This is a genomic window from Paenibacillus amylolyticus, from assembly GCF_036894225.1.
GTDB lineage: Bacteria > Bacillota > Bacilli > Paenibacillales > Paenibacillaceae > Paenibacillus > Paenibacillus amylolyticus.
Window position 1 is genome coordinate 6894632 of sequence record NZ_CP145892.1, and the last position, 23062, is coordinate 6917693.

At 44.1% G+C, this 23062-nt stretch carries 24 protein-coding genes and 1 tRNA gene; 5 read left to right on the forward strand and 20 right to left on the reverse strand.

Features of this window, described 5'->3' with window-relative positions; translation table 11 throughout:
* Positions 1-607 precede the first annotated feature (607 nt).
* The 4 genes from V6668_RS30255 to rpsF all read right to left on the reverse strand — a co-directional run bounded on the left by V6668_RS30255 (position 608) and on the right by rpsF (position 2580).
* The gene (locus V6668_RS30255) at positions 608-1195 is read right to left on the reverse strand and encodes a M15 family metallopeptidase (RefSeq protein ID WP_338707436.1); all 588 of its coding nucleotides are present in this window, start codon (positions 1193-1195) and stop codon (positions 608-610) included.
* A gap of 228 nt (positions 1196-1423) precedes the next feature.
* Positions 1424-1696 (reverse strand): 30S ribosomal protein S18, encoded by a 273-nt coding sequence (rpsR, locus tag V6668_RS30260; RefSeq protein ID WP_017691433.1) that lies wholly within the window; start codon positions 1694-1696, stop codon positions 1424-1426.
* Positions 1697-1752: 56 nt separating this feature from the next.
* Positions 1753-2238 (reverse strand): single-stranded DNA-binding protein, encoded by a 486-nt coding sequence (ssb, locus tag V6668_RS30265; protein ID WP_017691432.1) that lies wholly within the window; start codon positions 2236-2238, stop codon positions 1753-1755.
* Between the two features lie 48 nt (positions 2239-2286).
* Positions 2287-2580, reverse strand: a complete 294-nt coding sequence (gene rpsF / locus V6668_RS30270; RefSeq protein WP_036611944.1) for a 30S ribosomal protein S6 — start codon at positions 2578-2580, stop codon at positions 2287-2289.
* 202 nt (positions 2581-2782) lie between these two features.
* Here rpsF and V6668_RS30275 point away from each other — a divergent pair, with 202 nt between their 5' ends.
* Entirely contained in the window at positions 2783-2977 is a 195-nt protein-coding gene (locus V6668_RS30275; protein WP_036671877.1) for a YjzC family protein, read from the forward strand.
* 439 nt (positions 2978-3416) lie between these two features.
* Here V6668_RS30275 and V6668_RS30280 read toward each other — a convergent pair.
* The 4 genes from V6668_RS30280 to V6668_RS30295 form a co-directional block, all read right to left on the reverse strand.
* Positions 3417-3507, reverse strand: a tRNA-Ser gene (locus V6668_RS30280).
* A gap of 103 nt (positions 3508-3610) precedes the next feature.
* Positions 3611-3820, reverse strand: coding sequence for a DUF951 domain-containing protein (locus V6668_RS30285; RefSeq protein WP_036611950.1), 210 nt, complete (start codon positions 3818-3820; stop codon positions 3611-3613).
* Positions 3810-4751 carry a mechanosensitive ion channel family protein gene (locus V6668_RS30290; protein ID WP_152682965.1) on the reverse strand — a complete coding sequence of 314 codons (942 nt, stop codon included), beginning with the start codon at positions 4749-4751 and terminating at the stop codon, positions 3810-3812. Before V6668_RS30290 ends, V6668_RS30285 begins: the two co-directional genes overlap by 11 nt.
* Positions 4752-4765: 14 nt before the next feature.
* A complete protein-coding gene (locus tag V6668_RS30295; RefSeq protein ID WP_338707437.1) occupies positions 4766-5029 on the reverse strand; it encodes a DUF3343 domain-containing protein in 264 nt (87 codons plus the stop codon).
* A gap of 117 nt (positions 5030-5146) precedes the next feature.
* On the opposite strand from V6668_RS30295, the gene yyaC reads away from it, so the two are divergent.
* A complete protein-coding gene (gene yyaC / locus V6668_RS30300) occupies positions 5147-5752 on the forward strand; it encodes a spore protease YyaC (RefSeq protein WP_017691426.1) in 606 nt (201 codons plus the stop codon).
* Here the strand turns inward: yyaC and V6668_RS30305 are convergent.
* The 12 genes from V6668_RS30305 to rpmH form a co-directional block, all read right to left on the reverse strand.
* Complete coding sequence (locus V6668_RS30305; RefSeq protein ID WP_036611960.1) at positions 5727-6227, reverse strand: DUF4446 family protein; 501 nt, start codon at positions 6225-6227, stop codon at positions 5727-5729. The two genes, yyaC and V6668_RS30305, sit on opposite strands and share 26 nt — an antisense overlap.
* Before the next feature lie 140 nt (positions 6228-6367).
* A complete protein-coding gene (locus tag V6668_RS30310; protein WP_338707438.1) occupies positions 6368-7522 on the reverse strand; it encodes an aminotransferase class V-fold PLP-dependent enzyme in 1155 nt (384 codons plus the stop codon).
* Positions 7523-7683: 161 nt separating this feature from the next.
* Positions 7684-8529, reverse strand: a complete 846-nt coding sequence (locus V6668_RS30315; protein ID WP_036611964.1) for a ParB/RepB/Spo0J family partition protein — start codon at positions 8527-8529, stop codon at positions 7684-7686.
* Complete coding sequence (locus V6668_RS30320) at positions 8522-9283, reverse strand: ParA family protein (RefSeq protein WP_036611966.1); 762 nt, start codon at positions 9281-9283, stop codon at positions 8522-8524. The genes V6668_RS30315 and V6668_RS30320 overlap by 8 nt, the downstream gene beginning before the upstream one ends.
* A gap of 185 nt (positions 9284-9468) precedes the next feature.
* The gene (noc, locus tag V6668_RS30325; RefSeq protein ID WP_036611968.1) at positions 9469-10287 is read right to left on the reverse strand and encodes a nucleoid occlusion protein; all 819 of its coding nucleotides are present in this window, start codon (positions 10285-10287) and stop codon (positions 9469-9471) included.
* Between the two features lie 515 nt (positions 10288-10802).
* Complete coding sequence (gene rsmG, locus V6668_RS30330; RefSeq protein ID WP_036611970.1) at positions 10803-11525, reverse strand: 16S rRNA (guanine(527)-N(7))-methyltransferase RsmG; 723 nt, start codon at positions 11523-11525, stop codon at positions 10803-10805.
* Positions 11525-13414, reverse strand: coding sequence for a tRNA uridine-5-carboxymethylaminomethyl(34) synthesis enzyme MnmG (mnmG, locus tag V6668_RS30335; protein WP_036611972.1), 1890 nt, complete (start codon positions 13412-13414; stop codon positions 11525-11527). Before mnmG ends, rsmG begins: the two co-directional genes overlap by 1 nt.
* A 221-nt stretch (positions 13415-13635) precedes the next feature.
* Entirely contained in the window at positions 13636-15012 is a 1377-nt protein-coding gene (mnmE, locus tag V6668_RS30340; protein WP_036671881.1) for a tRNA uridine-5-carboxymethylaminomethyl(34) synthesis GTPase MnmE, read from the reverse strand.
* A gap of 210 nt (positions 15013-15222) precedes the next feature.
* Entirely contained in the window at positions 15223-15924 is a 702-nt protein-coding gene (gene jag, locus V6668_RS30345) for an RNA-binding cell elongation regulator Jag/EloR (RefSeq protein ID WP_036611977.1), read from the reverse strand.
* The gene (locus V6668_RS30350) at positions 15921-16799 is read right to left on the reverse strand and encodes a YidC/Oxa1 family membrane protein insertase (protein ID WP_036611979.1); all 879 of its coding nucleotides are present in this window, start codon (positions 16797-16799) and stop codon (positions 15921-15923) included. Before V6668_RS30350 ends, jag begins: the two co-directional genes overlap by 4 nt.
* A gap of 75 nt (positions 16800-16874) precedes the next feature.
* Positions 16875-17225, reverse strand: a complete 351-nt coding sequence (gene rnpA / locus V6668_RS30355; RefSeq protein ID WP_036611981.1) for a ribonuclease P protein component — start codon at positions 17223-17225, stop codon at positions 16875-16877.
* Positions 17226-17582: 357 nt separating this feature from the next.
* Positions 17583-17717, reverse strand: coding sequence for a 50S ribosomal protein L34 (gene rpmH / locus V6668_RS30360; protein ID WP_017691413.1), 135 nt, complete (start codon positions 17715-17717; stop codon positions 17583-17585).
* A 612-nt stretch (positions 17718-18329) separates the two neighbouring features.
* Between rpmH and V6668_RS30365 the strand changes: the two genes are divergently transcribed.
* The 3 genes from V6668_RS30365 (at position 18330) to gntK (ending at position 22190) form a co-directional block, all read left to right on the forward strand.
* Entirely contained in the window at positions 18330-19004 is a 675-nt protein-coding gene (locus V6668_RS30365) for a GntR family transcriptional regulator (RefSeq protein WP_338707441.1), read from the forward strand.
* 210 nt (positions 19005-19214) lie between these two features.
* The gene (locus V6668_RS30370) at positions 19215-20576 is read left to right on the forward strand and encodes a gluconate:H+ symporter (protein WP_036671886.1); all 1362 of its coding nucleotides are present in this window, start codon (positions 19215-19217) and stop codon (positions 20574-20576) included.
* A gap of 66 nt (positions 20577-20642) precedes the next feature.
* Complete coding sequence (gene gntK, locus V6668_RS30375; protein WP_338707442.1) at positions 20643-22190, forward strand: gluconokinase; 1548 nt, start codon at positions 20643-20645, stop codon at positions 22188-22190.
* Positions 22191-23062: the final 872 nt, after the last annotated feature.

The following is a 23062-nucleotide window of genomic DNA, read 5'->3' on the forward strand; positions in this document are numbered from 1 at the left end:
GGAGAAACAAGTTTAAGAGACTTATATTTAGACCATTGGTCAATTAATGTTGATAATTCCTAGCGGAATTATATATCAAAATAATTAATGTAATCATACGTGTAATTTTAGCTAACGTCAATGCTTATTTTGAGATTTTTGGTATAAATGTTTTTTATACTACAGATTTGGATATTAGTAATACTATAAAGGCTTATAGCAGAGAATTTGAGAGGCGTTATCTTGTTTTTGGCTGTGAGGTGTACATAAGCAATTGGTCAAAATAACATATACATAACATAATAGTTACATCTAGTGTATGTGTATGCTTTAAATTAAGTAGACAATCTTAATTTTGCGTGAGGTAAATGTTACATATATGAGTGATGATTATATCTCGATCTATAGCTAAATTTTATTTAATCAGAGCCGTTATGCTTACAATTGAAATAATATGTGCGATCAAAGTAAAAAATCTAGTTAATCTAGTATAGTTTTATTTATTTGCTAATGTAAAGACCAAATTGTCATCTTTTATCATTTATTTTACAAAAGAAAGAAAAAAGCCCTGCATAATGCAGAGCTTATCTAATAATTATTCATTTAAGTGTATATATAACACTTTTCACTAAGAGTCAGGAGGTCTTTTACCACGTTTTAACTCATTAATACTCAAACCAAAATCCATCTGCAAGTGAGGATAGTCCGGAAAGTTTGCCCAATCTCCACCCCAAGTGAAACCTAACTCTTTGGCGAGGTCCACAACTTCCATCCAGTCTGCCTTGCCATTGCCGTTATCATCCCGTTCCATATCCCACACCACATCACCCTCAGGCGTCCTCAATGCAAAATCAATTGCTAATCCGTAGTTATGATATGACTCACCACCACGCGCATTAGTAACGATATTGCCTGTGCTTGAGCGTCCTTGGTTGAATAGTGCATCTTGCTCCTCGGAACTTCGGTAACCGTGGGTGATAACAATCTCTATTCCACGTCTCGCTGCCTTACGTACCAATAATTTCTCATTCTCTGCAACCACAGGATGTAGGCCGGTGATTGGCAGAGCTTCTTGGATTGTTGTCCCAGGCCACATATTATCTATATCACCTTTTTGCTGTAACCACACATATATAATAGAAAGTAAAAGAGTAGCTATAATCCAGTTTTTCAGACTCTTTTTTCTCTGTTTGCCTTTACGTTTTGATGTATTCATATCCACTCCTGGTGTTTATTCTGAAATAAACAGCTATTTCTGCTGCCTGTACCTTTTCAGTAGATTAGACTCTATTATAATTCATTTGAGCCTTGAATGCTTCTATCACCACAGTATTGAATTCTTCCATTTGTTAGAGTGGATCTGTTATTTCTATTACTTCTATTGATATATACAAAAAAGCAGCCGGCTATAAGCCGACTGCTTCGTATCCAAGCTGAGTAAAAACTACTCAGTTGTGTATGGCAATAATGCGATTTGACGGGAGCGTTTGATTGCAATCGTCAGCATGCGTTGATATTTAGCGCTAGTACCTGTTACACGGCGTGGCAAAATTTTTCCACGTTCGCTGATAAATTTACGAAGCAAGTCCGTATCTTTATAATCGATGTGAGTAATTTTGTTAGCTGTGAAGAAGCACACTTTACGACGTTTATTACGGCCGCCACGACGTGCCGGTCTTTTATCGTTGTCTCCGCCTTCTCTTTGCTTGAAGCCCATGCTTTTCAGTCCTTTCCTATCATGTAACCCATATCTCCTAAGAGTATCAGCTCATGTTAAAATGGCAAATCATCATCCGATATATCAATCGGTTTTCCGTCATCGGAAAAAGGATCCTGATTGTTGCTACGCGAATTATTGTTATTGTTCGCGCGTCCGCCGCCTCCATAAGAAGGCTCTTCACGCATTGGTTGCCCACCGCCGCCACCGCTATTATCACGGTTAGCTGACTCCAAGAAACGGACATTATCGGCAATGACTTCGGTCACGTATACACGTTTTCCTTCGTTATTCTCGTAGTTCCGTACTTGAATGCGTCCTTCGACTGCAGCCAGGCGTCCTTTGCGCAAGTAGTTCGCACAGGTCTCGGCAAGCTGTCTCCAGGTTACGACCGGAATGAAATCGGCTTCCTTTTCTCCCCCTTGGCTTGTAAACGGTCTGTCCACTGCCAAAGTAAATTGCGTAACTGCCACTCCTGCTGGAGTGTAACGCAACTCAGGATCCCGGGTTAACCGTCCGATCAGAATGACACGGTTCAACAATGTAATCCCCTCCTTCAGAGCGTATTGGTGCGTTAATCACGAGTAGTCTTAAGCAGACTTAACGTCGTTGGTAATGAGATAACGAATTACTTCGTCAGAAATCTTCATGAGACGCTCAAGTTCAGTTACAACTGCTGGTTCAGCAGTGAAATGTACCAGAACATAAAAACCATCACGGAATTTCTTGATCTCATACGCAAGACGGCGTTTACCCATAACGTCGTGAGCTGTAACTTCACCACCGCCGTTGGAGATGATGCCTTGGAATTTATCGACTGTAGCTTGAACAACTTCTTGCTCAATGTCAGGACGAATAATGTACATCACTTCATATTTGCGCATAATTTTCACCTCCTTATGGACTCTGGCCCTCAATCTAGGTTGAGAGCAAGGAACGAGCACAAACTCGAACTATATTAATATAACAAATACCGAGTCAAAGTGCAAGCAAACGTTCCCTGTACATATTGGCACATGATCAGACCGGCTATGGAGCACACTACAGAAGCAACAAAGTAACATAATCTGCAGAGGAGGTTTTATCATGGGCGAAAAAACCGAGTTTGAACCAGGAGACAAAGCCCCAAACGATGGGGAGTACACGGAAGTTGGGGAAAAAAGCTTTGTCACGGAAATTCAGAACCCAAAGCGGGTAACGTTGCAAAAAGGTGAAGCTTTTCCCGAAACAAGCAATCATAATCGCAAGTGGAAGAAGCTGACCAAAGCCCGCGTCCATTAATCGCAATACTTTTTTACGATCCATGTATATAAAACGGAATAAAGCACATAATACAATCAGGCGGTGCACGAGAGAGGTGTGGTTCCGTTGGACAACGAAGCCGATCATTCGCTGTTGGAGATTCATCACGTAATTTAAGAAGCAAGTGGTTATGTGTAGTAAGGCCCTTCGTCTGAAGCACGCGTATTGCTACGTGCAGTACACCAAGTGTCTGATTGTTACGACCGATTGTTTCCTAACAAACAAATGCACCGCCGGATAAAGAGCCCTTCGGGGCTCTTTGTTTTTCGTTCGAGTCATTAATGATGCATCTGATATGGATACATGTTCAATACATATTCGATAAAACGTTATACCAAAAAAGACTTTCCTAATGGAAAGTCTTCTTATCGATCTTTTTTATTAAACTCAATGTGTATTGAGTAAATTACAATTGAAGTGGCGGAAAGGGTGGGATTCGAACCCACGCACGCTGTGACACGCCTAACTGATTTCGAGTCAGCCCCCTTGGGCCTCTTGGGTACCTTTCCGCAGCAATATTGATTATAGCATGATCATTTACAGAACGCAACACTCCTACGGAGCCTGCATGTAAACGTTATTACGCATACTGCATACCGAATTATTGCAAGATCAGGATTCAGTGGAATCTTCGGCTGAACGCAGGACCTTCTTCATGTTTTTCTCAAATTTCGCTCTTGGAATCAACACGCTGTGTTTACATCCGACACACTTAATCCGAATATCCATACCCATACGAATGATCTCCATCTCATTGCTGCCACAGGGATGCTGCTTCTTCATCTGCACGATATCCCCAAGCTGGAAACTTTTACGCTCCACCTGTGCCATCCCCCTCATCTTTCTCCAAAGCTACTGCCTGTTCCAATACAGCTTGATTGCTCATCTCATGATACTCCAGCGTTTTCTTCACATCGCCCTGAATCTGACGTTCCACCGAAGCACGAGAGTTAGGCATACATTCAGCCACAATTCGCACCACATACTCTGATGTGGACATCGACTGTATACCGAGCACATCCGGCACCTTCACAATATTTAGGTCACGCTCTTCAATCCCAACCAAAGACTTTTTCACCAGATGTACTGACTCATCGAGACTTAAGTCCGCCTTCATCGGAATATCCACTACAGCCAGCGAATTCGACATGGAGTAGTTCGTTACACTTGCAATCGCCCCGTTTGGGATAATGTGCACTTCGCCTTGCCAGCTGACCAGTTTCGTTGTTCTAAGTCCGATCACTTCAACCGTTCCCTTGTAGGTTCCCGTCTGAATAACATCCCCCACAGCGAACTGGTCCTCCAATATAATGAAGAAACCGGTAATAACATCCTTGACCAGACCCTGTGCACCAAAACCAATGGCAAGCCCGAGCACACCGGCACTCGCGAGTAGCGGTCCAACTTGGATATTGATCTCAGATAACAGTAGCAGAATCATAATAAAATTACATGTTATGGAGGTCGCATTTTTCAACAGTTCCCCTACGGTTACGAACCTGCGCGGATTCACGCGAATCTTGCCTTCCTGCTTGCGTTCCATGGAACGATCTATAATTCGATAGACTACTTTAATGACAATACGGGTGATGATAAAAATAATGATAATCCGGATTGAGCTGAACATGATGTTAAGCCACATATCGGGATCAGCAATTTTGTTCCAGACTTTATCCGTCCAACGAAGGGCTTCACCAACGGCGGTTGCGGCACCACTAGCTGTAGTCCCTTGAGCAAACTGAAATGACAACATTCATCATCCCTCCTCTACATCGGTATGTTATCATAGCTGTCTTCTGTTTTGAAATAGAGGCCTCGGATCTCTACGAACTCATTACGAATGATCTTCTGCACTCGCCCCAGATCCTCTTTTGGAAACTGAATACATAACGCACACCCTGCTGTAATTTCTTTTGGTGTAGGGAACAAATCAATCTCTATCTCAGCAAACTCCAGCAGCATTTCAGCACGCAGTGCCTGCTGGGTTGAATCAAACGCAATCAGCATCCAATCGTTAATCCATTCGTCCATATCCGGCTCCTTTCGCCATACGTCCAACCCTAGAGAAAAAGCTTGTCCTCGTGAAGTATAAAACGCTCTACCTTTCCATATACTGTTACTACTATTCCAAGGGAAAGGATAGATCCTATGAATCCTACTTCGCGTTCCTTTTCATCACAAGACATGACCAGTTTGAAAATCCCCCATACCGATCCAAGTATTCACTCGGCCATTACCCATCGTTTAATGTTCCATCTCTATAAAGCCCATTCTCTGCAAAATGTAGTGATTGTCTGCATCGGCACAGATCGCTCAACAGGCGACTGCCTTGGTCCTCTGGTCGGATCAGCCCTTTCCAAGTGGGACAGCCCTTTATTCCATCTATATGGTACCTTGGATGAACCAGTCCATGCGATGAACCTGCAAGATACACTCCACAACATACAGAAAACACACCATAACCCTTATGTGATTGGCATTGATGCCTGTCTCGGACAATCATCCAGTGTGGGATGCATTCAAGTTGTGAATGGTCCACTCAAGCCGGGTGCGGGGGTAAATAAAGAATTACCGCCGGTCGGCGATATCCATCTGACAGGTATCGTTAACGTCGGCGGCTTTATGGAATACTTTGTTCTACAGAACACACGGCTCAGTCTTGTTATGCGCATGTCCGAGATTATTTCCAGCAGTCTATACTCGGCCATTCGGGAATGGCATACACGTTCTACTCTGCTTGCTGTGCCAGAGTAATAGCTTCCTTTTCCTCTGGGGACAGAGTATACGTGGACTCTCCCCCTTTAAGAGGTTTGGCATATACGTAAGAACCGTCACGGTTATATATCCCCGTAAGGATCATGCCATCCTGGCTATCGTTAATCATAGCCATTGAGAAGCTCAGATCACTGCCACGCTCTCCATATGCATTGTACCTTTTCACGCCAACTTTACCTTGAATGCGGGTCAGCTTTTGCATGACAACTTGCAGCTGATTCGTTTGCAGTTTGTGTTCATCCTCAATGCTGTCCATCTGAATTTTCAGATTAACCAGCAACGATTCCAGGTCCTCTACTCCACTGCCAGCCATCATGGCTTCATATTTACGTTTAAACTTTCGTAACTTTGCCCCTTGAACAATACTCACAATCAGCAAGATCACCGTAAGTAATGCCATTCCGCCAATAATCCATAACAGCTGTTCCAGAATCAGCTCGTTTAATTCAGCCATGTAATTGCAACTACCCCTCTATATTTTTGATCAGATTAACGTCTGTCCTGTAATATTATCATTCTTTATAAATCAACCCGATATCCATAAGCTTAATCAAGCAACCCTGTATCAAATGAGTTCATCATTTCAACTCTAATCTAGTCTGCTCCAGTCAATTCCAACACTGCCTTAACGAGTGCTTCCACATGTTCTCTAGTTGAATTGTATCCCACACTGGCCCTTACTGCTCCGGTAGCGGTTGTACCAGCAGATTCGTGTGCAAGGGGTGTGCAATGAAAACCGGAGCGAACCGCAATCCCATAATTCCGATCTAAACGGAAGGCGAGTTGTGCTGAATCATACCCATCTACAGTAAAAGATACTAATCCAGTGCGTGGCTGTCCAATCTCTGGACCAAGCATTCGTATACCCTTAACGGATGACAACCCATCCATCATAAGTTGGGTCAGTTCCCACTCATGTTTGTAGATGAACGCGGGTGTCATCTCAAGTACATGTTTCACACCCGCATTCAGCCCTGCGATCCCGACTGTATTCGGCGTCCCCGCTTCATACCGATCAGGACGCACCTTTGGCTGCTCTACAGCTTCTGACTGACTTCCTGTTCCTCCATGAAGTAAAGGCTCTATATCGAGCTCTGGAGCAATGTACAAGCCCCCTGTACCCTGAGGACCAAGCAGTCCCTTATGCCCTGGAAAAGCCAACATATCTATGCCCAATTGTTGTACACTCACAGGCATAACCCCAGCACTCTGAGCCGCATCTACCAATAAGATCGCCTGATGTTTACGACATAGGAGCGAAATTTCTCCAATAGGAAGAATACTGCCAAGCAGATTCGAACTATGTGTACATACCACCAATCTGGTATTGGAACGAAACATACGTTCCATTTGCATCAGATCAATGGCTCCCGCAGCATTAACAGGTACATAATCAATCTCGACATTTCGGAGTCTGCGCATATACTCTAGTGGTCGTCTGACTGAGTTATGTTCAGCCATGGTGGCAATCACATGGTCGCCCTCTCTGAGCGAGCCTTGAATAGCTAGATTTAGCGCTTCTGTCGTATTTGATCCGAATGCAATATCATTCGCATTTTTGATTCCAAAGATATTGGATATGGATTTTCTCGCCTCGAACAATACACGACTTGCCTGAACAGCCATACGGTGACTTCCTCTGCCAGGATTGGCTCCGGCAATCTCCAATGCACTCAACATCGCATCACCGACAGCAGGTGGTTTGGGCCAAGATGTTGCTGCATGATCTAGATAGATAACTCCCTCCACCTCACAACCACCTCTGTCCTATAAATTAATAATTCGCCTGCACATATTGCACATATAACCCTATAAACAAAGAATGACATATCGTTTCTCCATGATACAGAGGCGATATGTCATGACATGAGTAAGCCCCGCATGTTGTTAATGAATCATAGAGCCGACTGTTATTGTAACAATTCCAATAGCCGTTCCAGATCCTGTTGACTGTAGTAGTTGAGCTCAATTTTACCTTTATCTTTATTGTGCTTGATTTTCACTGTGGTTTTGAAACGTTCACGAAGAGATTCTTCCAATGTATCAATGAATGGATCTTTCTTTTTTAACTTCGATTTGGCTTTAGCCTCACCTGTTTTGGAGCGATCCAGTTGTTGAACAGCTTCCTCCAACTCACGTACACTCCATTGCTGATCAATGGTCTGTTTGGCAAGTTGCTTCACTATAACCTCGTCTTTAACACCCACGATCGCACGTGCATGTCCCATAGATAATGTTCCACGTGAAACATGGTCTTTTACTTCTTCGGGCAATGATAACAGACGCAAGAAGTTAGCAATGTGAGAACGTGATTTACCTACTTTTACAGACAACTCTTCCTGAGTCAACGCGAATTGATCCATTAACCCCTGATAAGCAACTGCAACTTCCATGGCGTTCAGATTCTCCCGTTGCAGGTTCTCGATCAACGCAATCTCCATTACCTGCTGATCACTGAAGTTGCGGACTACAGCCGGTACCGTGGCATTACCACAATATTGCGAAGCTCTGAACCGTCGTTCTCCGGCAATAATCTCATAACCTCGTAATACAGGACGAACAATAATGGGTTGTATGACACCATGCTGACGAATGGACTCAGCAAGTTCATGTATTGCGCCCTCATCAAATACTTTACGTGGTTGATAGGGGTTAGCCCGCAGTTGACTAATCGGGATTTCTACGACTTTATCATCGTCATTAATTGAAAGCGAAGGAATGAGGGCATCAAGACCTTTTCCAAGCCGCTTACTCATAAGAAATCACTTCCTTTGCGAGCTCTAAATACACTTCCGCCCCTCTTGAACGAGGGTCATACGTAATAATGGATTGACCATGAGATGGTGCTTCACTAAGCCGTACGTTACGTGGAATAATCGTTTGATATACTTTTTGTTGAAAATACTTTTTCACTTCTTCAATAACCTGAATCCCCAGATTGGTCCGCGCATCAAACATCGTCAGCAATACCCCTTCAATCTGCAGGGATGTATTCAGATGTTTCTGTACCAGACGTACTGTATTGAGCAACTGACTTAATCCTTCAAGTGCATAATACTCACACTGAATCGGAATGATCACCGAATCGGAAGCAGTCAACGAATTGATCGTTAACATACCAAGAGATGGTGGACAATCGATCAGTATGTAATCATAGTTTTTTTTCACCATGGCGAGTGATTTTTTCAGGCGAACTTCCCGTGATATCGTGGACACCAATTCGATCTCGGCTCCGGCAAGCTGAATCGTTGCAGGTATGATATGAAGGCCTTCAATCTGAGTCTCCAAAATTGCTTCTTGAGGAGGAACCTCATTAATAATGACATCATATATACAATTAGCCACATCTGCTTTATTGATTCCGACTCCGCTGGTTGTATTCCCCTGAGGGTCAATATCGACAAGCAATACTCTTTTCCCGAGTGAAGCCAGTCCTGCACCCAAGTTAACAGATGTCGTCGTTTTCCCCACACCGCCCTTTTGATTTGCTACGGCCATAATCTTAGACAATTACTTCACCTCAAATAAAATAGGAGTCTTTTCTGTAGGTTGTGAGATATTGTTAACAAAAAGCAGGCGGCTATCGTCCACACAAACAACAACTACCGTTCCATCAATATACCGTTCTTTAAAAATGTTTGACCTAACATGCTTTATAGACATAAAAAGCGGCCCATTGCCGCCATAAGCTTCAATTATTTGCGTTTTGGAATATGGATAACGATCTCATAATGATCCTCATGGTCTGCTTCTTTGGTTTTGATGTCCAGACCAGAGCCAGTTACCATATCAATGGATTGGCGAATTGTATTAAGTGCAAGCCTTACATCCTTGGTAAAGGAAACACGTCTAGATTTTTTAATCTTGGAAGATTCCTTGTAGAAGGCAACACGTGCCTCTGTCTGTTTCACATTCAATTCTTTTTCGATAATCTCACCGAGCAACTTCATCTGCAGTTCTTCCGTATCCAGAGAAAGTAATGCTCTTGCATGCCGTTCAGAAATTTTGCGTTCCATCAATGCGGCCTTAATGCCGTCCGGGAGCTGTAACAACCGAATTTTGTTCGCGATGGTTGACTGGCTTTTGCCGAGTCGTTGTGCCAGACTTTCTTGTGTCAATTGATGCAAGTCGATCAGCTTCTGATAAGCGACAGCTTCCTCAATGGAAGTCAATCCTTCACGCTGCAAGTTCTCAATCAGTGCAATGGATGCGGCCTGAGAGTCGTTGAATTCACGCACAATAGCCGGAATCGTATCCAAACCCAATTTTCGAACTGCACGCCAGCGACGTTCCCCGGCAATAATCTCATATGATCCATTTCGCACGCGAACGACAATAGGCTGAATTACACCATGTGTTTTGATCGTCTGCAACAACTCATCAATTTTATCATCATCAAAAATAGTACGGGGTTGATATGGGCTGCTCACAATTTCATTAACCGGAATCTGTTTGATCTCATCTCCGTTATTGCGCTCCGCCAAACCAAACAACTTCGAAAATTGTTCTTTCATTCCGCAGATTACCACCTAGTTTCGTAATAGCTCCCACAGTCTTTGCAGGTGCTTCTTATTCAATAAGCGACCTTTCACATGCATCGTTCTTGGAATAAGTTTTGCCTTTCATAACGCTTTCTGTCATGCAACATCGAACGCATATCCATCTATCTATACATATAATCTATGATCGCTGTGACCCAGGATCGGATACTTCTATTCTATCATCTTTTCTATCATAATCCTATGCTTACCTATTCTTTAAACTCTACTAATTATCCTGCTTTTTCTTTGTGAATATTGGAAATATGACGACTTGCACACATTCAATTAATGAAATTGTTCATGAGTTACTGTGCGTAAAATTCATCAATACAGGTTCTTTAAAAGATATGTAATACGAAGTATCTGTAATGTTGATCCAGTCCTCCATTTTAGAAAACAAAAAAAAGAGAATGTTTCACGTGAAACATCCTCTTCATCCATGTCTAAAATTCTATTTTGTTTTGACTTACTTCAAAACCATCACGCAACTATATCAGCGGAGTCTTCATTGGAGTACCTGGTTTACGCGGATACTTATATGGTGTCTTATCAAATTTCTGAATCAGAATGATGTGACGCTCTGATTCTTCAACCGGCAGCTGGAAAGGATGAACGGCCTTAACCCGTCCTTTCAGCTGATTGAAGCTGAACTCCGCTTCCTTCATTTCTTCACGCGGGTCTCCGCCCTTCATGGCAGCGAATATTCCACTTTTACGAACAAACGGAAGGCAGAATTCATTCAGCACAGCCAGCTTGGCTACTGCACGCGCCGTAACGAGATCGTAGCTGTCACGATACCCTTCTTTGCGTCCAATCTCTTCAGCACGTCCATGGACCAATTCTACATCAGTCAGACCAAGGATATCTACCACATGCTGTAGAAAGCCAATACGTTTATTTAATGAATCAATGATCGTAAGCTTAATATGCGGGAAACAGATCTTCAGTGGCAATCCCGGAAAACCCGCACCTGATCCAATGTCAGCAAGCTTATTCACTTTAGTCATGTCAGTATAAAAAGCCAGCGATACCGAATCATAGAAATGTTTTGTATACACTTGCTCCCGATCCGTAATTCCAGTCAGATTCATCTTTTCATTCCAGGATACCAGTTCCTGATAATACAATTCGAATTGCTCCAACTGGAGTTCGCCCAGCTCTAATCCATGTTTCTTTAAGCGCCGCTGCAGTTGCTGTTGAATATCGTCCATTATTGTCCCCTTGCTGCGGTTACACGGTTATAATGCTCCAGGTAGACCAGCAGAATGGAGATGTCGGCAGGAGTAACTCCAGCAATACGAGAAGCCTGACCAATCGAGATTGGACGAATCGTAGCGAGCTTCTGTTTGGCTTCCATAGCAAGACCATGAATCTCATCATATACGATGGTGTCCGGAATTTTCTTTTTCTCCATCTTTTGCAAACGTTCCACGTGGATCAATTGTTTCTCAATATAACCCGCATATTTAATTTGTATTTCCACTTGTTCTTTCATATCTGCTGTCAGTTCTACCTCAGATGGTGAGAGCTGTTCAATCAGTTCATACCCCAGCTCCGGGCGACGCAGCAAGGTAAGCAACGTACTGCCATCCTGAATAGGTGTAGATCCGTACTCTTCCAGCTTGGCATTCACTTCAACCGGGCGAGCTTTAGCCACTTTCAGACGTGCAACTTCCTGCTCGACTTTCGCCTTTTTATCCAGGAATTTCGCATAACGCTCTTCAGGGATCAGGCCAATGTCATGTCCGATTTCCGTCAAACGCATATCTGCATTATCATGGCGAAGCAACAGACGATATTCAGCGCGTGAAGTCAACAGACGATACGGTTCATTTGTACCCTTTGTTACCAAATCATCAATCAGCACGCCAATATAACCTTGGGAACGATCAAGTATTACCGGCTCTTTCCCCTGTACTTTGAGTGCAGCGTTGATTCCAGCCATAACACCTTGTCCTGCTGCTTCTTCATAGCCAGAGGTACCATTAATCTGACCCGCCGTAAACAGACCTGGTAGACGTTTAGTTTCCAGTGATGGCCACAATTGTGTAGGCACCATCGCATCGTATTCAATCGCATAACCATTACGCATCATTTCCACTTTTTCCATACCTGGAATGGAACGCAGCATAGCCAGTTGAACGTCTTCTGGCATACTCGTAGACAACCCCTGTACGTAATACTCGGATGTGTTCTTGCCTTCCGGCTCAAGGAATATCTGATGTTTCGGCTTGTCACTGAAACGAACAATTTTATCTTCAATGGAAGGGCAATAACGTGGTCCGGTTCCTTCAATAAGCCCCGAGAACATCGGAGCACGATGCAGATTATCATTAATAATCTGATGTGTATCCACAGATGTATACGTCAACCAGCAAGGCAACTGCTCATTATCGGAAGATTCTGTTTCATAGGAAAAGAACTTCGGCTTGTCATCACCAGGCTGAATTTCGGTTTTGCTAAAATCAATCGTATCCTTATGCACACGTGGTGGTGTACCCGTTTTGAAACGAACCAGATCAAAGCCCAGTTCACGCAAATTCTCTGACAATTTAAGAGAGGGTTGTTGATTGTTCGGTCCACTCTCATACATCAACTCGCCCATAATTACTTTACCGCGCAAGTATGTGCCTGTTGTCAGAACGACCGCTTTGGCCCGATACTCTGTTCCGGTCTGAGTCACAACGCCTACACATTTTCCGTCTTCAACGATCAGTGAATCAACCATACCCTGACGCATTGTCAGATTACGTTCATTCTCCATCGTTTCCTTCATTTTATGCTGGTAGGAGAATTTATCTGCCTGAGCACGAAGCGCGTGAACAGCAGGCCCTTTCCCCGTGTTAAGCATCCGCATCTGAATAAAGGTTTTATCGATATTCCGTCCCATTTCTCCACCAAGTGCATCAATCTCACGGACAACATGTCCTTTAGCCGGTCCCCCAATAGATGGGTTACAAGGCATAAAGGCCACCATATCCAGATTGATCGTAATCATTAGTGTTTTGGACCCCATACGAGCTGCGGCCAGCGCGGATTCCACACCAGCATGCCCTGCACCAACGACGATTACATCATAACTGCCGCCATCAAAAGCCATTCCCGTTTACCTCCTTATTCCGCTGCATTTGGTGTAACTCACGCAGACGGATCATGTTCTAAAATAATGAAACTACTTCTAACCGTTCATCGGAACTTGCATTCCTATCTATATGAAACCAACACGTAATGGCTACAATATCATTCCATCCTTTGACAACAGGCAGAAATTGTACTTTTCTATCATACACTACGATTTAAGTCAAACGGCAGTATATTTTTTTACTTTCCTAGACAGAACTGGGAGAAAATCTGATCAATTAATGCATCATGTGCTGTATCTCCAACAATCTCGCCCAAATGCTCCCACGCCAAACGAACATCAATCTGAATCATATCGATCGGAATGAACTGCTCTGCTGCTTCATAGGCATCCACCAGGGACTGCTTCGCTTTTTTGAGCAAAGCAATATGACGCACATTACTGACATAGGTCAGATCTGCGGACTCCAGTTTACCACTGAAGAATAGCGTAGAGATGGCATCTTCCAGTCGATCCACACCCAGATCATCTTTCACCGACATCGGTACAAGCCGTTCTTCCGGAATGTAACGAAGCAGCACGTCACGTTCTACCTGTGGCGTTAAGTCCATTTTATTCATAATGATTATCGATTGTCTACCGCGGATTTGTTCCAATAATTCAATCTCATCGGGATGAAGTGGCTCCGCAGCATTCACAACCATCAAGATCAGATCAGCTTCACTTACCGCAGAACGAGAGCGTTCTACCCCGATCTTCTCAACAACGTCCATCGTTTCCCTTATTCCTGCCGTATCAAGCAACTTGAGCGGGATATTATTGATCGTAATGAACTCCTCGATCACATCACGAGTTGTTCCTGGAATGTCCGTGACGATGGCCCGGTTGTCTTGCGCAAGTGTATTCATCAATGAGGATTTACCTACGTTAGGTCGTCCAACGATAGCCGTCGTGATACCTTCTCGCAGGATCTTTCCTTGCTCTGCTGTAGTCAGCAATTTATCAATTTCAGTCATAACCTGACTGGACTTTTCTTTAATAAAATCAGACGTTAACGACTCCACATCATGCTCGGGATAATCGATATTCACTTCAATATGAGCCAGTGTTTCCACCAATGTATATCGTAGATCACGCAATTTGGAGGACAACTTGCCTTCAACCTGTTTCAATGCAACCGAGAAAGCTCGGTCCGACTTGGAACGAATAAGATCCATGACACCTTCCGCCTGAGACAGGTCAATCCGCCCATTAAGGAAAGCACGCTTCGTGAACTCACCGGGTTCAGCCAGACGAATATCAAGCTGCAACAACAGGTCCATGACCCGTTTAACAGACACTACACCGCCATGCGCACTGATCTCCACCACATCTTCTGTTGTGAACGAGCGCGGTGCTCGCATGACCGTAACCAATACTTCCTCAATCTTTTCCCCATTAACGGGATCTATGATATGACCATAATGAACCGTGTGAGATGCTGCCTGAGTTAAAGGGGTTTTGCTGCGAAAAATCTTTTCCGTCTCCGACACTGCTTCCGGGCCGCTGACCCGGATCACGGCGATACCCGCCTCTCCGACAGCCGTTGATATCGCTGTGATCGTATCACTGATCATGGTTATCTCTCCTTGCTCTATTTTAAATTGCCGTCCCTCTGAGGACGCCATATCCATTTTCAAATCTATTAATGTTATATCATATGACATGCTGCTTATCGTATTAAGTCCACTCTTTACTTGTTCTACGCACCTTATCAAATTGCTTCTGTACGAAAAAAGCAATGGCTTCTGCACCGGGCAGGAAGCCATTGCGTCTTCAATTTCGTGTTATTTCGTCGTAATAACCACACGCCGATTAGGCTCCTCGCCCTTACTTAACGTCTTAATCTGCGGGTGATTTTGCAGTTTTGCATGGATGACTTTTCGTTCGAGCGGAGGCATTGGTTCCAGTACAACTTCCTTACCGGTACGGATTGCTTGTCCAGCCAACCGTTCAGCCAGATCCTCCAGTGTCTTCCGCCGACGTTGACGGAAATTCTCCGCGTCGAGCACAATTCGAACGAAGCTTTCCGAATATCGGTTCGCTACAATGTTCGTTAGATACTGAAGCGCATCCAGTGTCTGTCCACGTCTACCAATAATCATGCCCAGATCTTCCCCGGCAATATTGAAGATATGTCCATCCCGTTGTTTTTTGATATGCACTTCAACATCCAGTCCCATACCTGCTGCGACCTCTTTCAAGAAAGCAGCCGCTTCTTCATAGGGATTTTTAGCTGCAACATCCTCGAGTAATGCATCTACTTCAGACTTGTATGCAGCTGGTTTGATCGGCTGTGGAACAACTTCAGGTACAGGCAATAATTTCACTTCAACTTTGGCCGCCCTCACCCCGAACAAACCCAGGAATCCTTTTGACGGCTGCTCTAACACTTGTATCTCGACCTTGTCCCGACTTACGCCAAGCTCGGTCAATCCTTGGTTTACAGCATCTTCAACGGTTTTTCCTGACGTAATGACTTTGGTCATTTCGATTTTTTGGCCCCTTTCGACCCTTTTCCAGATACGGTCGCTTTGCCACCGTTTTTGCGTTTAGCTCCATTTTTGGAAGAGCTATTCTGCTTCACGTTGACCTCAGCCACGATTTTATCATTATTCCGGTAAAGGAAATAGTTTTGCACGATCGTGTAGATGTTACTGTAGAACCAGTACAGCGGAAGTGCTGACGGGAACTGATAAGACATCACGAAGATCAAAATCGGGTACACCCACAGCATAAACTGCATCGGACCCACTTGCTGTGCAGGGTTCATACGCATCATCATCCATGTTTGAATGAATGTTGTGATGGCAGCCAGCACTGGCAAAATAAACAGGTGATCGGGTGATCCGAGCTGGAGCCACAAGAAATCATGCGTTCTCAGACTGGAGTTTCCGTAAATTGAGTTATAAAGTGCGATGTAAATCGGCATCTGAATGATAAGTGGCAGACAACCGGCCATCGGATTAACTTTGTTCTCCTGGAACAACTTCATCGTTTCTTGCTGAACTTTCTCAGGTGTATCTTTAAACTTGGCTTGAATCTCCTTCAGCTGCGGCTGAATGGCCTGCATAGCTTTGGAGCTACGGACTTGTTTCATTGTTAGTGGTAAAATCAATGTCCGTACAATAAGCACCATCACGAGGACGGCCAGTCCATATTCACCTTTGAACCAGTTGGCGAATGTATCCAGCGCCAGTGAGAACCAGTACACAACATTGGCTTGCCAAAAAGAATCACTATTCTTTAGATCTTCCGTAGTAACCCCGGCTCCTTGTGGAGTACATCCGGCGAGCACAGTGACCATTGCAATGACTGCAATGAGGAGAATCCACTTCCCCTTTGATGTCTTCAATCGCGACACTTCATAACCCCTCTCTTAACCAATCCATTCCATCGTAAAATCATACCATAATTAGGAGGACAAATAAACCGAAGCTTACCGCTTGCTCGACTTCAAAAGAGAGCCCTTTCGCATCGCATGTAGCAGGCTTTTTTCCATTTCCTTATAGGGCATGTCCAGTGCACCTTTTCTGACGATAAAAATCAGATCCATCTGCGTGACGATTTCATGCTCATGATGACGAACAATTTCCTTGATCATGCGTCTCATCCGGTTGCGTACGACAGCGTTTCCGATTTTCTTGCTGCATGATACGCCGACCCGAAATTGTTCCGTATCTTTACGGCGACAGCCATACACCACGAATTGATGATTGGCAAACGATTTCCCATACCGGTATACGCGACTAAAGTCCGCCCGGTTTCGTAGACGCAGTCTTTTATACACGGCGCTTCTCCTTGCTCTTCTCCACCAATGTTATTGACGGAGGCCTCATTACTGATTTAGTATAGGCTTTCTTGAATGACGGTAAACCGCCTTGGCGACAACTTCATTTGGGATGATTGTTAATCAGCTACTTGAACTGATCCGCATTCATTCGGGATGAATGTTGATTGGCCATTTAAACCTATCAACGATTCATCATTATATAAGGTAAGTTTTCGAAAAATGGAAAACTCACTCAACATACATCGTGTGTGTTCAGCACTTTTTCGCAGACCATTCAGACCTGATCTGTAGCAGCATCCAGTCTGATTTGAGCTAATTAAGAAAAAAAAGACCACCTCGGTGGTCTTCAATGCATTAAGCACTCAGGTTTTTACGGCCTTTAAGGCGACGTGCGGCCAAAATTTTACGGCCGTTGCTCGTGCTCATTCTTTTCCGGAAACCATGAACTTTTTTACGTTTGCTAACGTTCGGTTTGAATGTAGGTCTCAATGTATTGCACCTCCTCACAAGGAAATACTTATGTGATGAATCACTTTCATCTTCACAGAAAACACCTTTATATATTTAACCATGATCACCTGGAAAAGTCAACTGCATGGCGCAAGGCTTCTCCCTCTTTTATATACACTCTTCATCCCATCCATAGTAATGACCACAGTCCGTTCACTTCAATACCAATTTCAAGCCCCGAAGAGAGTCCTGAAAGTTATCCCCAGGCCCCGATCAGATGACCATATTTCAGCATTTATAGTTATCCACACCCTCCAATACCCGTTATCATCTTTATTACATCCTGTTTAAAGTTATTCACATGTGGATAATGATTATAGGCTATTACTATCGTCGAATTCTAAACAGGTTGTATCCGCTTCAATTAAGGTTTACAAGCTTTTGAGAAAGGTGTAGGATAAAAATCACATCTTGTATACAAGTATATGGATGAAGCCGATTTACTTATCCGCCTTTAGTAGTCCTTTGAAAAAAACATTAGCCGTTAGCTTGTAGCTACAGACTATGGATTGAACTGAATGTCCAGTCCGCAAAATAGTTATGCTATGATCAGTAATGAACTGATTACTTATTAATAGGAGCGTTAGCCATATGTTATTTCCTTCTTCCTGGCTCCAAGGGGCTTCCCGTGGTGAAGCCATTGCCTGCGAATTAAGGCTGCGGATCATCAGCGGTACCCTTCGACCTGGAGAGATTTTGTCGGAAAACCGAATTGCGGCTGATTTTGACAGCAGTCGTTCACCTGTCCGTGAAGCGTTACGAACATTGTCCAATGAAGGACTTATTCGACTTGAACGTATGGGGGTCGTTGTCATTGGACTACGAATCAAGGATGTTGAAGAATTGTATGATGTCCGTTTCCTGATTGAAAGTTTTGTGCAGCAGCGACTTGCTGGTGATGTCCCAGAATCATTAATCACCCAGCTGCGTAACGTGATCGACAAAATGCAACTTGCTGGACGGCATCAGGACGCCGTCGAATTCGCCTATCAGGATCTCGTTTTCCATGAAACGATCATTGAAGCTGCTCAGCATTCCCGTATTTCACATCTATGGAAGAGTATTCGATATGTTGTGATGACCGTTATGCTGCTCACAACGCGCAGAGTATTTGTTCAAGGTGAGCAGAAAGTAAGCGCTGTAATTGAGAAACACCGTTTGCTCGTTGAAGCACTTGAATCAGGTGACAAGGTACTCATTCAGGCTGGAGTCCGCACATATTTCCAAGATTCTGGCAAAACTCTGCACCAAAGCTTTGATTCCTAATGGGTGCAAGGCGTTTGCAATCATATCCGTCGTGAATGATTGCGCCTTAACTTGTCGACAAGTATACAAAATGCGATTTTGTTTTAAATTTGGGCATGATAAAACTACATTTTTCGCCAACACCTTCTGCGGTACTGGTACACATTTAATTGTTGACGATAATTTCACTTGTAAGCGTTCTATATCAGAAATAAAGGAGCACACAACATCATGAGCACTCTTTTTGGACTATCCCACAACGCAACATTATTGGTTTGGACGTTAATTGCGATCGTTTTTCTGATCGTTTTGATCTCCAAGTATAAATGGAATCCCTTTATCACTCTGCTGTTGTCCGCATTAATGCTCGGTTTGCTTACAGGCATGAAACCTGCCGATGTGATCTCTTCCATTACCGGGGGACTTGGCGGCACACTTGGAACCATCGCAATTGTTATTGCTCTCGGTACAATGCTTGGTAAGATGATGGCCGAATCTGGTGGTGCCGAGCGCATTGCAACTACATTGGTTGATCGGTTCGGTGTGAAACGTGTGCACTGGGCCATGATGATCGTTGGATTTATCGTGGGTATTCCCGTTTTCTTCGAAGTTGGCGTGATTTTGATGATCCCCATCATTTTTACCGTTGCACGTAAAACCAACATGTCTTTGTTGCAGATTGGTATTCCCATTTTGGCGGGTCTGTCGACTGTACACGGTTTGGTCCCACCCCACCCAGCGCCAATGATAGCGATTGAAGCCTTCAGCGCGGATCTGGGTAAAACCATTTTGTACTCCCTTATTGTTGGTATTCCTACAGCGATTATTGCAGGTCCTTTGTTTGGTAAGTTTATTGGAAAAAGAATACACACCGAACCGCCAGCAGAACTGGCTGAACAATTCGCAACCAAAACAAACAGCAACATGCCTGGGTTTGGTATTACCCTGTTTACCATATTGCTGCCGGTTATTTTGATGCTGATTGGTTCCATAGCAAGCATCATTGACCCAAATGCCACGAGCGGTTTCACCGTTTTCAGTGAATTTATCGGTCATGAGATCATTGCTTTGCTCATTTCAGTTGTATTTGCCCTCTTTTCACTCGGCTTTGCACGTGGATTCACCAAACACGATATTTCCCGTTTCACCAGTGAGTGTCTGGCGCCTACGGCGACCATCATTCTCATTATTGGTGGAGGCGGTGCCTTCAAACAGGTATTGATCAATAGTGGTGTAGGTAACGCCATTGCTGAAGTCGCTACCCATGCCAACATCAACGTGATCCTGTTTGCCTGGCTTGTCGCTGGGCTCATTCGTGTAGCTACCGGTTCAGCAACCGTAGCCATGACAACAGCCGCCGGTATTGTCGCTCCAGTGCTTGCACTAACACCAGGGGCCAATATTGAGCTGGTTGTACTCGCCACAGGTGCGGGGTCACTCATCTTGTCTCATGTAAACGATGCGGGATTCTGGATGATCAAAGAATTCTTTAATATGAGCGTTTCCCAGACATTGAAAACGTGGACCGTTATGGAAACACTATTATCTGTAGTGGGACTGATCTTTATTTTGCTCCTGAGTACAGTGGTATAAATGGAGTATCTATAGTAGAAAGAAATTAAAATCTCATCGCTTTCTGGAGAAAGAAGGATTAAATACATGAACAACTATATGATTGGGATCGATATTGGTACCACCAGTACCAAATCCGTATTATTTACCGAGCAAGGCTCTGTCGTCAGTACCTCAACGCAGGAATACCCTTTGTATACCCCGGCACCCGATGTTGCCGAGCAGGACCCTGAAGAGATTGTGCAAGCAGCCCTCCGCTCTGTGCGAGGAGTTATGGATCAGAGTGGTGTTGCTGCCGAGCAGATCCTGTTTGTATCCTGTAGCTCGGCTATGCATAGTGTCATTGCCATGGGACAGGATAATAAACCCTTAACCCGTTGCATCACCTGGGCGGATAATCGAAGTGCAGCTTGGTCTGCCAAGCTGCAAGAGAATGGATTGGGCCATCGCATTTATCTGCGCACAGGTACACCGATCCATCCCATGTCACCGCTGACCAAATTAATGTGGCTGCGCCACGATGAACCTGAACTTTTTGAGAGTACCGCCAAATTTATTTCGATTAAAGAATATCTGTTCTTCCGTCTATTCGGACAATATGTCGTCGACCATTCCATCGCTTCCTGCACAGGTTTGCTCAATCTGGAACAACTGGACTGGGACGCAGAGGCCCTTGAGGTTGCAGGCATTACACCCGACCATCTCTCGAAGCTTGTACCTACAACACATATATTAGAAGGAATGAATCACGAATCGGCTGAAAAAATGGCTCTCTCCCCCTCCACGCCCTTTGTTATTGGCGCAAGTGATGGGGTTTTATCCAATCTCGGCGTGAACGCCATTGAACCTGGTGTTGTCGCAGCAACCATCGGAACCAGCGGGGCCATTCGCACTGTCGTGGACCGTCCGGTTACCGATCCCAAAGGTCGAACCTTCTGTTATGCCCTCACAGAGAATCTTTGGGTCATTGGTGGACCTGTGAATAACGGTGGCATGCTGTTTCGTTGGGTGCGGGATGAATTCGCCGCGTCTGAAGTGGAGACAGCGAAACGACTTGGCATCAATTCCTATGATGTACTGACCAAAATTGCCGAACGTGTCCGGCCGGGATCGGAAGGACTTCTGTTTCATCCGTACCTTTCGGGCGAACGTGCCCCTTTATGGAATCCGGATGCCCGTGGCTCCTTTTTTGGCTTAACACTCCATCACCAGAAAGAGCATATGATTCGTGCTGTCCTGGAAGGGGTTATTTTCAACCTATATACGGTACTGCTCGCCATGGAAGAACAGATTGGGCAACCTACCTCCATTCAAGCCACCGGTGGGTTTGCACGCTCTCCTCTCTGGCGCCAGATGATGTCTGATATCTTCAATCAGGAAGTGGTTGTACCCGAGAGCTTCGAAAGTTCCTGTCTGGGTGCCGTCGTGCTTGGTTTGTACGCTACAGGGCGGATCCAATCGCTTCATGCCGTTTCTTCCATGGTCGGTACAACGCATCGGCATACCCCTATCAAAGAGAATGCTGTACTCTACCAAGAGCTGCTGCCCATCTTTATTCGGATTTCTCGCAAACTGGAAGAGGAATACGCAGATATCGCTGAATTCCAGCGTAAGATGTCCCTTCCCCGTCTCTAAATCATCAATCCATACTTCGTCTCCGCACCAAAAAAAGAGGGTGTCCTCTAAAACCAAAAATCGGTTTTAGAGGACACCCTCTTTTGCTATACACGCATAATCTATCCTTTGATTTCATATTATACATTTATACACTTCAACCTCCATATTCGAGTATCAGCTTACCTCTTGATCCTGATAATTCTCATTACATATGTCTCAAAATGAAGTCATCTATGTCCATTATTCTTATACATTGCCATCACAGAATTACCATCTGCTCAGAAAATACACCACTGATCTTGTTCAATTAAAAGCATGAGTTTACTCCCCCTCTCCGGCTCCCATCCAGATACTGAATTCGTCGCTTTCACCATCGCCCCATTGGCAAGAAAAACACGAGGGTGAGAGGTCACTCTTTTTCCGATCTCAATCATGCTCCATTTTCACTTCACGGTTATCCACAGACAGGTTATTCACAAACGAAGAATACTTTTACACACAATTTGGCATCATTTGACGGATAACCTGTGTATAAGACATTTTTGGTTTTTAGGTCATTCTGTCGAAAATTAAACAGTTTATAAACAATATATTGTGTTGTGACTAAAAATTATACACAAGTTATTGAATTTGTGGATAAAATCACGCGATACGTTGAAATGCGGGGTTTCTTTTGCTATGATTGTATTACTTTTGGATGTGAATATGTGATCTGACCCATAATATTATCAACAGCCTGTGGATAAAGTTGTGAACAATTTTCCGTTGTTCATACTTTTTTTGTTTTCGACCTGCGGGGGTTTGGGGATAAATTCAACAATATATCTCGTATTTCGACACTGCATCATGGCTTAAGCCACACTTGGAACATGTAAAAGGAGTGACAGTCT

Bases quoted from the DNA above. Each gene is read 5' to 3' on its own strand.
- V6668_RS30255 (WP_338707436.1), bottom strand. From the start codon at position 1,195: ATGAATACATCAAAACGTAAAGGCAAACAGAGAAAAAAGAGTCTGAAA.
- rpsR (WP_017691433.1), bottom strand. From the start codon at position 1,696: ATGGGCTTCAAGCAAAGAGAAGGCGGAGACAACGATAAAAGACCGGCA.
- rpsF (WP_036611944.1), bottom strand. From the start codon at position 2,580: ATGCGCAAATATGAAGTGATGTACATTATTCGTCCTGACATTGAGCAA.
- V6668_RS30275 (WP_036671877.1), top strand. From the start codon at position 2,783: ATGGGCGAAAAAACCGAGTTTGAACCAGGAGACAAAGCCCCAAACGAT.
- V6668_RS30290 (WP_152682965.1), bottom strand. From the start codon at position 4,751: ATGTTGTCATTTCAGTTTGCTCAAGGGACTACAGCTAGTGGTGCCGCA.
- V6668_RS30295 (WP_338707437.1), bottom strand. From the start codon at position 5,029: ATGGACGAATGGATTAACGATTGGATGCTGATTGCGTTTGATTCAACC.
- yyaC (WP_017691426.1), top strand. From the start codon at position 5,147: ATGAATCCTACTTCGCGTTCCTTTTCATCACAAGACATGACCAGTTTG.
- V6668_RS30305 (WP_036611960.1), bottom strand. From the start codon at position 6,227: ATGGCTGAATTAAACGAGCTGATTCTGGAACAGCTGTTATGGATTATT.
- V6668_RS30315 (WP_036611964.1), bottom strand. From the start codon at position 8,529: ATGAGTAAGCGGCTTGGAAAAGGTCTTGATGCCCTCATTCCTTCGCTT.
- noc (WP_036611968.1), bottom strand. From the start codon at position 10,287: ATGAAAGAACAATTTTCGAAGTTGTTTGGTTTGGCGGAGCGCAATAAC.
- rsmG (WP_036611970.1), bottom strand. From the start codon at position 11,525: ATGGACGATATTCAACAGCAACTGCAGCGGCGCTTAAAGAAACATGGA.
- mnmG (WP_036611972.1), bottom strand. From the start codon at position 13,414: ATGGCTTTTGATGGCGGCAGTTATGATGTAATCGTCGTTGGTGCAGGG.
- mnmE (WP_036671881.1), bottom strand. From the start codon at position 15,012: ATGATCAGTGATACGATCACAGCGATATCAACGGCTGTCGGAGAGGCG.
- jag (WP_036611977.1), bottom strand. From the start codon at position 15,924: ATGACCAAAGTCATTACGTCAGGAAAAACCGTTGAAGATGCTGTAAAC.
- V6668_RS30365 (WP_338707441.1), top strand. From the start codon at position 18,330: ATGTTATTTCCTTCTTCCTGGCTCCAAGGGGCTTCCCGTGGTGAAGCC.
- V6668_RS30370 (WP_036671886.1), top strand. From the start codon at position 19,215: ATGAGCACTCTTTTTGGACTATCCCACAACGCAACATTATTGGTTTGG.
- gntK (WP_338707442.1), top strand. From the start codon at position 20,643: ATGAACAACTATATGATTGGGATCGATATTGGTACCACCAGTACCAAA.